This is a genomic window from Salinivibrio sp. PR919, from assembly GCF_001995355.1.
GTDB lineage: Bacteria > Pseudomonadota > Gammaproteobacteria > Enterobacterales > Vibrionaceae > Salinivibrio > Salinivibrio proteolyticus.
Map to the genome: position 1 here is coordinate 69124 of NZ_MUFL01000003.1, position 10418 is coordinate 79541.

The window sequence follows — 10418 nt, forward strand, 5'->3', positions numbered from 1 at the left end:
GGCTGATTCCACTCAGCCGTTTTTGTATTTGTGCCGGCTTTCCGGCACATCCATCAGATAGTAAGAGGAAGTCAACGTGTCCCGTACTATTATGCTAATCCCAATCGGCTCGGGTGTCGGCCTGACTAGCGTCAGCCTCGGCGTAATGCGAGCGATGGAGCGTAAGGGCGTTCGCGTCTCGTTTTTTAAACCTATTGCCCAGCCACATCACGGCAGCGACACTGATGTGACTGACCTCACTACCGAAATCATTCACGCTAACAGTGACATGAAGGTAGCCGAGTCCATGTCTATGCACGAAGCGGAAAATCTGCTGCGCTCTGATCAGGAAGATGTCCTGCTGGAAGAAGTGCTGGCTCGCTTTACTCGTGCGACAAAAGACGCGGAAGTAGCATTGGTTGAAGGCTTGGTCACCACGCGTAACCACCCATTCGCTAACCAAATCAACTACGAGATCGCCAAAACGCTGGACGCGGAAATCGTGTTTGTGACCACCCCAGGCACAGACAACCCAGCCCAGCTGAAAGAGCGCATTGAATTTGCTTGCACCAACTTTGGTGGCAGCAAAAACGGCAACATCTCTGGTGTGATCATCAACAAGCTTAACGCGCCTGTTGACGATGCTGGCCGTACCCGTCCAGACCTATCCGAAATCTTCGATGATGCAGATGCTGCACGCCCAACCAACGTTGAAGTTATGCAAATCTTCAACTCTAGCCCAATTCGTGTGCTAGGTTGCGTGCCGTGGAAAATCGACCTGATTGCTACCCGTGCTAGCGATATGGCGAAACACTTGAATGCCACCATCATCAACGAAGGTGAAATTCACTCGCGCCGTATCAAGAGCATCACCTTCTGTGCGCGTTCAATTCCAAACATGGTGGAACACTTCCGCCCAGGTTCATTGCTGGTGACCTCTGCTGACCGTCCTGACGTGATTGTCGCTGCTTGCTTGGCTGCGATGAACGGCGTGGAAATTGGTGCCCTGTTGCTGACTGGTGGCTATGCTATCCCAGATCAGCTCAAAGCACTGTGTGATCGTGCTTTCGAAACTGGCCTGCCAGTATTCACCACCGCGGGCAACACATGGCAGACCTCTCTCAACCTGCAAAGCTTCAGCCTCGAAGTACCGGCTGACGACAAAGAGCGTGTTGAGTTTGTGAACGACTATGTAGCGAGCCACATTGACGGTAACTGGATTGAGTCTCTGTCTGAAGGCTCTAACCGTGAGCGTCGCCTAAGCCCACCGGCTTTCCGTTATCAGCTGACCGAATTGGCTCGCCAAGCGGCGAAGCGTATCGTACTGCCTGAAGGCGATGAGCCTCGCACCATTAAAGCAGCGGCGATTTGTGCTGAGCGTAAAATTGCTGAGTGTGTGCTGCTGGGTAACCCAGAAGAAATCAAACGTGTTGCTGAGCAGCAAGGCGTAACACTGGGCGCTGGCGTTGAAATTATCGATCCGGCCAAAGTCCGCGACAAATACGTTGCCCGATTGGTTGAACTGCGTAAGAGCAAGGGTATGACAGAGGTGATCGCGCAAGAACACCTCGAAGATACCGTGGTACTGGGTACCATGATGCTTGAAGCCAACGAAGTTCAAGGTCTGGTCTCTGGCGCGGTTCACACCACCGCCAACACCATCCGTCCACCGCTGCAAATCATCAAAACTGCACCGAACGCCTCATTGGTATCGTCAGTGTTCTTTATGCTGCTACCTGAGCAAGTGCTGGTTTACGGTGACTGTGCGATCAACCCGGATCCAAACGCGGAACAACTGGCTGAAATTGCTATTCAATCTGCAGACTCTGCTGCGGCATTCGGCATTGAACCTCGCGTGGCGATGATCTCCTACTCGACCGGTAGTTCAGGTAAAGGGGCTGACGTGGACAAAGTTCGCGAAGCCACCCGTATCGCGAAAGAGAAGCGTCCTGATCTCGTGATTGATGGCCCGCTTCAGTACGATGCAGCGATCATGGAAAATGTCGCGAAATCAAAAGCGCCTGATTCCCCAGTTGCGGGTAAAGCCACTGTGTTCGTCTTCCCAGACTTGAACACAGGTAACACCACGTACAAAGCGGTACAGCGTTCTGCTGAGCTGGTTTCAATTGGTCCAATGCTGCAAGGCATGCGTAAGCCAGTCAACGACCTGTCTCGCGGCGCCTTGGTAGACGACATTGTTTACACTGTCGCACTGACCGCTATCCAAGCGAAACAAGCAGAAGACAACGGCCAAGCGTAAGCTTCGCCTCGTCTTGATTCAAAAGCCAGCACTCGTTGCTGGCTTTTTTGCGTTTGGGTTCACAACGCGATGCCCTCACCCGATCTAGCATAAGGGTCCATCCTTGTTTTGGAGTCGATGATGGCCACTCTATTTGATCCCGTGAGCCTGCGCCGTACCCTGCACCAATACCCTGAACTGTCCAACCACGAAGTGCAAAGTGCGCGCACCCTTGCCGCCCAATTGCGCGCCTTCGGATTTACGCCTCACACCGAGATTGGTGGACATGGTATTGTGGTTGAGATTGCCGGCAAGGCAGCCGGCCCCACCACCTTACTGCGTGCCGATTTTGATGCGCTTCCCATCCATGAACGCACCCACTGTACCTATGCCTCAAACCATGAAGGCGTCATGCACGCATGCGGCCACGATGGCCACGCCACCGCTTTGTTAATGGTGGCGCGCACCCTCGCGCAACAACCGCCACAGCGAGGCAAGGTGCTTATTGTTTTTCAACCCGCCGAAGAAACCGGTGAAGGAGCGGCACGCATGTGTGCTGATCCCTGCTTAGCGACGCAAGAGATCGATCAAGTCTATGCCTTTCATAATCTGCCGGGCTTTGCTCAACATCACATCGTAGTGCGTTCAGGCACCTTTGCCTGCGCGTCAACCGGCGTCGCGATACACCTTCGTGGCAAAACCTCCCATGCCGCTTATCCAGAACGCGGTATCAGTCCAGCCAGTGCCATGACAGAGGWTATGACCGCCTTAATGCAACTGCCGGAACAACATCACCCAGCCTTTAGTCTGGTCACCCTAGTACACGCGCAGTTGGGTGAACCCGCCTTTGGCGTTTCGCCCGGTGATGCCACCGTGATGGCTACGCTACGCAGCGATGACAACGCTACTTTCCACGCGATGAAAGCCAGCCTGACTGCCTCGATTAACGCAATCGCGCAGCACGCGGGGCTAGAGGTATCCATTGCATGGCACGAGCCTTTTGTCGCCGCCTACAACCATCCGGATCATCACGCCCATGTGGTTGACGCCGCTCAAACTATTGGGTTGTCAGTTCAAACACTTACCGAGCCGATGCGATGGTCAGAAGATGTGGCCGAATTTCTCGCCCGTTGGCCCGGCGCGTTGTTTGGGATTGGCAGCGGAGAGCATCATCCACAGCTGCACAACCCTGACTATGACTTTCCGGATGCGATTTTATCGACGGCACATGACCTATTCTGCGCCTTGGTGACACGGCATCATGGCATGGCGCCGCCTCCGGCGACAGAATGAACACTGGTAAAATAAAAACAGGCCTGTTACGGAATCCGCAAAGGCCTGTTCATCCTGCTCAACGCCAAGTCAGCGCTAACGCATCACCCTTAGAACGACCACTGGGTGCCGATGGTAATGGTTCGGCCCGGGTCCGGCATGCTCACCACCGAGCCAGGTTGAATGGTGTAACGGTCCGTTAGATTATTGACCGTAATAAAGACACTGGCATCCGGCGTGATGTCGTAGTGGCTATAAATATCCACCAAGTATTCTGATGGGATTGCCACCACAGGGCTTGCGGCGCCGGTGCCTGTTAGCCAATCGGCAGGGTTCGACTTGCCACTGTGGTAACGCACTGTCGTGCCAATATCGAGCCGATCATCCAACCATTTATGGCCAATGTTCAGGTGCCATTTGCGCTCAGGTGGAATGCGAGTCGGTGTGGTGCCCCACGCAAAGCCTAAGCCATTACAGCGGTCCATGCCTGAACGTTCAGCCTGATCTTGCGAGCACACCTGCACCCTATCGTAAAACGTAGCAGAGAAGTGGCTATAAAAGCCTTGGTACGCGTAATGTGCCTGCAGCTCAATGCCAGACAGCGACAGCTCATCATAATTGGTAAAAGTAAAATTACTGCGCCAAGACGGCATCCCCGGCGTGCGATCGAGCACACCACCCGAAATAAAATCACTGACATGGTTATTAAAGTAAGACACCGTCATGGCAGCACGGCGTGTTTGCGCAAGCCCCAGTTCCTGCAACCAAGTTCGGCCATCTAAGCTAACACCGTACTCTTGGTTAAACGACACTTCAGGATCCAGCGGGTTATACGGGTTGTAGCTAAATACCTCGTTAGAAATGGTGACTTCATACAAGCTCGGTAACCGCGCCGTGCGAGAGAGTTTGGCAAACACAGACGCCGAGGCGTTGATGTCATAATGCAGCTCACCCAATAAGTCCCATTCACCGCGATAGTGCAAGGATTGCTGGGTTTGCTTATCCAGCGATTGCGCCTCATGCCAGTTCACCCCAAGCTTTGCGGTCACCGGCGCGAGATCGATTTCACTATTGGCAAACGCACTCCACTCAGAGCGTTTACCGTGGCGAGAGGTCGGCTCGCTGGTATAAAACTTGTCGGTGTCACCACGCGGTTCAAGGGTTTCTTTGGTGTAAGACACACCATAATCCACACTCACCGGCACACTCGACCATTCACTGCGGTTGACGATACTCGCGCCATGACGGTCGTTTTGATACTCGTGCAGATATTGCTCTGCATTACTGCCTTTCGCCCAGAGCCCGTTGTATTGGTTCAATTTGGCGGACGTGTGCCACGCATTCGCATGCAGATTCAGCCAGCTTTGCGATGGCGAGGTGTAGCGATAATTCGCGCTATAAGCATCCACATCCGCCGTCCCCAATCCCCATTGGGGCATAACGGTGCCTTCTTCCCGCTCATCGGTATACCAGTAGGCCATCAGCACCTCGCCAGCCTTTTGGTAGTGGTGCCGATAGCTGATATCTGCCTGATGACCATTGCCGAATTCTTTGTCCAATTTGGCGAGCCAAGAATCACTCTCAAAGCTGGTATTACCCACCTCTTGGCCCGCACCAATCACAGGCTCTTCGTAGCGTTCAATGCCCTTTTTACCGGCAAAGTGGTTGCCCTTTTTGCGATGGCTAAATGCCAACACACCACCAAGCCCATCACTCTGATACCCTAGCCCTACCATTGCAGACCCGTTATCAAACCCTTGATGATCACTGCGGTCGGCCAAGCGATAACGCAGTTGTTCCGTAGCATCGTTACTCACTCGCGGCGAACGAGCGTTATTGTGGGCACGTAGCTTCACCACCGCACCAAAGCCCTCGCCATCACGAACAATGTCTGTCGCATTGAGTGTGGTAGCGGTAATGGTGCCGCCAATCGCGCCGCTGGCATAAGGCGACCGCCCAATTGTGGCGCCTTTGTCTACCGACAGCGAAGACAATAAATCGGTATCAATATAGGTACGATCACTCACTCCCTGATAACCACGCGAGGTATGTGTCGACTGCAAACTGCCATCAATCAGCATCGCAACCCGCCCATGCCCTTGCAAACCACGAATACCGGGGTCAATCGCACCGGCTTCGTTATGGATGTTATTGAGCTGAATACTGGTGTTGCCCGAAAAGACATCCGCGTTACTGATCCCGCGAACCTTATCCAAATCCTCACGCATCATCAGCGCATCGGAAAAGCGATCGGCATTGACCACCACGGTATCGATAGGCGCATCGTTTTCAGAGGCATCCTCTGCCGGTGCGGCAAGTGCGAGAGAAGGAAAAGCAAAAAAGGTAAGAATAAAAGAGGCGATTGGCTTTAACTGCATTGAACATTCCCCGTCAATAAAAAGCGACGGAGATGATAATGCAAATGGTTATCATTTTATAGCGTTATTTGTGATCAAAAAAGCCCTCGCTCAACGAGGGCTCTTCACAACACCTTGTATTCAATTACTCTTGAATTAACGGGAGGTTGTCCATGATATCTAGCATCACCTGCTTGTTATCACTAGAAAGGCTGTAGTTTGGCAACGACGTTCCACCGTTATCTTGAGACCACGAAATCCCCACTAAAACATCGCCTATTTTGCGGTTAATGTATCGATGACGTTTTTTCTGATCCTCACTCGATTCTTGTTGAATAAGCAACTCATTGCCGAATTCATCTTGAATAACACGCCATTGACCACCGGTAAAAAAGTCATCTTTTGACTGTGTTTTATAGTCGATGGATTGAGATTCGTAGTAACCATTGCTTTTGAAGCGATTCATTAATATCGAGTATTGCAAAATCGGATCTTCCCCATCGAAACTTTGGGTGACACCGGTTTGCTCAACCATCAATTGATATTCTTCAACACCAGGGTAAACAAATGAGTCAACCTGAGCTGATTGATAAAAAGGAGTATCTGACGAGTCTAGCCAGAACAACTCATCATTAAACGCTTTCATAATCAATTGCTCTTGACCCTCAGCGTCTACATGGTGATAGAGACGCTCCATCACTACCGATTCACCTGCCCCATCTAAGGTCAATTGTAATTTCCCTTCGTTCAATGTCACACTACCGCAACGTTTATGTTCATACTCAACATAGCCTATTACATGATCAAGAGAGACCAACATCTGTTGAACAGATTGTGGATTCGTTAATGACCAATCGGTCTTACGACTAATGTTTGTCTTGTAGGCGTCGGGCTCCTCGTCGTTGCCGCCCCAGCAAAACTGATAATCTCCACCATTTTGTAGGAACATGGCATAACCAATTTCACCATCGGAATCTGCCAAACTACCCATCTTCCAAACGCGATTATCGTTAAATAACGCTTGGGTAAAGCCGTTTTCTGGTTCAGTCACTGGTGGCTGATAGCCCTCTTTAACGTCAGGAAGGGAGAACACGGTTGACGTCATCGCCCCTTTATTATCTTTCGCAGAGATAACGAGTTTTGTCCCCGACTGACGCGCATGTTTCGGGACACCCGTAATACGTACGAGACCTTGTTTATCCACGGAGGCAACGAGACCCTCGAGATTAAACTGATCGACGTGATAAGACTGGATCGCTCCATCGGCGTCCTTGAACAGAGCTGCAACACTGAACGATTGCTCAAAAACGTCACCTTGCTGGATATACCAATTATCAAGGATATCCTGCAATTCGGTTTTTTCTTGAGTATCCACAACTGGCGCTTTGTTTGATGTGCCAACTGTGAACTGAAGTGTCACTGCTTGTTTACCAACTTTTTTATTATCACTGTTAAAATCGTCGGCCAAAAGGGTTAGAACAACAGGGCCTGCTTTTAACGCCTCACCATTACTCGAAAGCTTAAGTGTATTCTCGCGATAAGAGATCTGAATCCCCATATCTGGCGACAATGAGTCTACCGACCACGCTACTGGTGCTGTAGTATCTTTATCACTGAATAGCTCCGCAATATCTAAATCAATGACTGGAAAACTGTCGGTATCCATTAATGATTTCGTTTTGTCACTCAGCTTTGCCTGTAGTTTAGCTAAGGCATCGGCGTTTACTTTTACTGTGTGGTTTTCAGTGACCGTAAAGCTGTCATTGTTATTATCGCGCGTAATTACTGGCTTATACGTCGCATCTTCCAACTGCTCATCAGTCAAGGTATCAACATGTTGGACCGCCCGATCAGCGATCTTTAAAGCCATTTCATCATACTCAGCTTTACTGTCAGCCTTTGAAACTGTCAGTACCTGAGCAACTTTATGCAATTTTTTATTTTTGCCCACATAGTCATCGAAGATTTCTGCTGAGTCTTCAATACCTAATGCCGTTTGCACCGCGTCGATTGCGACGTCTTCACTTTCACCTTGGCGCACTCTACTTGCGACCAAATCAGACAATGGTGAAATAACAACATTTTTGTTCTTAAGAGTAGAACTCGGCGCCATTAATGCGACTTCTTTATTGAGCTTTTGTCCTTTCAAATCTTGGTCAATCGTCGCTTGAGGATCCAAGCCTAACTCTTCGAGCCAACTCAGTTTAGGACTGCCTTCAGCGATAATCTGTATCCCGATAGGTCCTTTTTCTTTAATCTTTTCACGTGCAACCTGAGCCTTACCATCACTATTCGTTTGTGCGATAACAGGCTCGGATTTATTCCAGTTACCGTCGTTATTTTGGTCGATAAAAACGACAGCATTACTCAAATAACCATCGATTGCCGTAATGGTTACCATATCTTTCGATGGAGTTGATTGCTCAGAAGAGCCAGAGCCATTACAACCGGTCAATGCAATCGCAACGGATGCCGCAAGAAGTGTTTTTTTATTCATCTTTGTCCCTGAAATAAACTGCAAAAACTACGCGCACGATCAAGCGAACTGCGCATTTTCGTTCATTTTGTTGCTAACACCTTGCTAGCACAAGGGACGTAAAGCTATACAAAAACCGTAATTTTTTTTAGTCTTTTTTATCTCAAAGCCACTTTTCGAATAAAAATCAGGCCAAAATAGATAAAATCTGTCTATATATCATACTACTCCTGTGGTTCAGCATAGAGAAGATTGATCTTAAACGTTTCTAAGCGATCTTTATATTCAGGCTTAGGGTGTAACAAGTAAGAGTAGATACGCCCATGAATCGGTATATCACTCGGATCAAAAGAAAAGTCTAGGTAGAGCGCCACTCTCGTCGGCGTTTGCTGGTACGTACCACACTGAGGAGGATAATTTCCCATGGGATCACCACTTGTGCTGATGAGCGTGTTGTATTGTGATGGACCAATCAACACTGAGTAGCCATACCAGCGTTCAATGTCAGCGCACGTCATACTATGAATAGGATGGGTAATATTTAAATCGGAGTCTGCAGGCTGATAATAACTTGGATCATCAATACGGACGTTGTAGATGTAATTCATCATGCCCACCAAGTAATAGTTACCCTCAGGATCCATTAACAAGTGGTCAAAATAACGGCCTTCATAGATATGCCGTCCGGTATGCATATTCAACCGTGCTTCTGCCGCCCGTTTGTTATCAAAAAACGTATCGGTTTGGTATTGCCCACCACGTCGTTGCGTAACCAAGTAGTGATGTGCACTTGGCCCATAATAAGCATCATAATCAAAGCGCAGTAACCAAGTGATCTCGCCAGCTTCACGCGATAACTGGATTAAAACAGCATCACCTTCAACTCTGTAAGCTCCCCGCTGCGCGATATTTGATATATCTGGACATTTTAAACGATCTCGGCCGATGGCATACCAAACCGCATCATCACGAAGTAAGAAAACCTCGCATTGCAAGATATCATAAGCGACACCATTTTCATCGCGAATCCGTGTAGTTGTTAAACGATACAAGGGTTGGTCAACAAGCACCTCTGCCTTATCAGGTTTGTCCTCAATCCCCGGCAAAGGAAAACGAGCAACGGCCCAACTCTCTTCACCGCTGCCATGGTGATTATCTCGCGCCCTGATTACTAAAGTTAAGCGCTCCAGATGATCATTCGGCGTGCCGCTCACTACAACCTGGCTTGATGATAACCGGACAGAAATAGACTGTGTTTTTGCTCCCTCAATGCCGACTTGATAACTTAAGAAATCATCTTCAGCATCAATAAATAAATTTTGGAACGAAACCCGATGATACATGGCAACGTCTTGTTCCAAGCGCCACGTTGCAACCTCCGCAGATATTTGAGAAAAAACATGAGGATCGATGGTTGGTTTGCTGTTACTAGGCTTCTGATAACCAACCACTTCTCGTGACGACGCTTGTGTCGTCAACAATGCCACTTCATCCTCAACACTGTCACCGGGAGATATTTTTGGCTTTTTGACTGGAGCGATAGAAGCTTGGAAAATTGTTTCTTCTGACGTTTCTTCTACTTGTATATCCTGCTCAGTCACTAATAAAGGAGCTGGTGAGAAAAAAGGGAGTGACGCTTTATTTTTTCCTTTTAGCGTTTCAACTGTCTCAGATTGAGTCTTTGTTGCTTCTTCCTCGGCACCTTCACTTTCTGGTCTTAAGATAAAGAAGGACACACATAAAATACACGTTATAACAAATAGCTTCCGCTTCATTGAGCACGCATCCTCGATGCAAACCATCCTTTCGAGAATTTAAGATCCTTTTCGATCAAGCTTTTGCTACAACTCAACGTCTGGCTAATTTCATCCACTTTCATTCCAACCAGATACTTCATTTTTAAAACATCAGCTTGCCTAGGATAGCGATGCCCAAACTTCTCGAGCTCCATATCAAAAACTAGCATTCTATCTAATCCACTCAACTGATTTTTATCTACGAAAATTCTGGTCGATTTTCTCTTACTAGCATGTAATTTTCTTGCTTGTTCAATCAATACCTGACGGATAATTTTTGCAGCCATGAGATAGAATGA

Annotated in this window: 6 protein-coding genes; 2 read left to right on the forward strand and 4 right to left on the reverse strand. The window is 48.8% G+C overall.

The genetic code is table 11. The annotated features are described in order from the left end of the window. The first annotated feature begins 91 nt into the window (after positions 1-91). Complete coding sequence (gene pta / locus BZG83_RS01160) at positions 92-2239, forward strand: phosphate acetyltransferase (protein WP_077479046.1); 2148 nt, start codon at positions 92-94, stop codon at positions 2237-2239. Positions 2240-2356: 117 nt separating this feature from the next. Further along, a complete protein-coding gene (locus tag BZG83_RS01165) occupies positions 2357-3511 on the forward strand; it encodes an amidohydrolase (protein WP_077479047.1) in 1155 nt (384 codons plus the stop codon). Between the two features lie 89 nt (positions 3512-3600). On the opposite strand, the gene BZG83_RS01170 is transcribed toward BZG83_RS01165, so the two are convergent. The 4 genes from BZG83_RS01170 to BZG83_RS01185 form a co-directional block, all read right to left on the reverse strand. Then, positions 3601-5868 carry a TonB-dependent receptor plug domain-containing protein gene (locus BZG83_RS01170; RefSeq protein WP_077479048.1) on the reverse strand — a complete coding sequence of 756 codons (2268 nt, stop codon included), beginning with the start codon at positions 5866-5868 and terminating at the stop codon, positions 3601-3603. Positions 5869-5992: 124 nt separating this feature from the next. Further along, the gene (locus BZG83_RS01175) at positions 5993-8344 is read right to left on the reverse strand and encodes a hypothetical protein (RefSeq protein WP_077479049.1); all 2352 of its coding nucleotides are present in this window, start codon (positions 8342-8344) and stop codon (positions 5993-5995) included. Between the two features lie 203 nt (positions 8345-8547). Continuing rightward, positions 8548-10098, reverse strand: a complete 1551-nt coding sequence (locus BZG83_RS01180) for a hypothetical protein (RefSeq protein ID WP_077479050.1) — start codon at positions 10096-10098, stop codon at positions 8548-8550. Continuing rightward, the coding region (locus tag BZG83_RS01185; protein ID WP_241828266.1) for an ECF-type sigma factor at positions 10095-10418 on the reverse strand (324 nt) is incomplete at its 5' end. The genes BZG83_RS01185 and BZG83_RS01180, both read right to left, overlap by 4 nt.

Bases quoted from the DNA above. Each gene is read 5' to 3' on its own strand.
- pta (WP_077479046.1), top strand. From the start codon at position 92: ATGCTAATCCCAATCGGCTCGGGTGTCGGCCTGACTAGCGTCAGCCTC.
- BZG83_RS01175 (WP_077479049.1), bottom strand. From the start codon at position 8,344: ATGAATAAAAAAACACTTCTTGCGGCATCCGTTGCGATTGCATTGACC.
- BZG83_RS01170 (WP_077479048.1), bottom strand. From the start codon at position 5,868: ATGCAGTTAAAGCCAATCGCCTCTTTTATTCTTACCTTTTTTGCTTTT.
- BZG83_RS01180 (WP_077479050.1), bottom strand. From the start codon at position 10,098: ATGAAGCGGAAGCTATTTGTTATAACGTGTATTTTATGTGTGTCCTTC.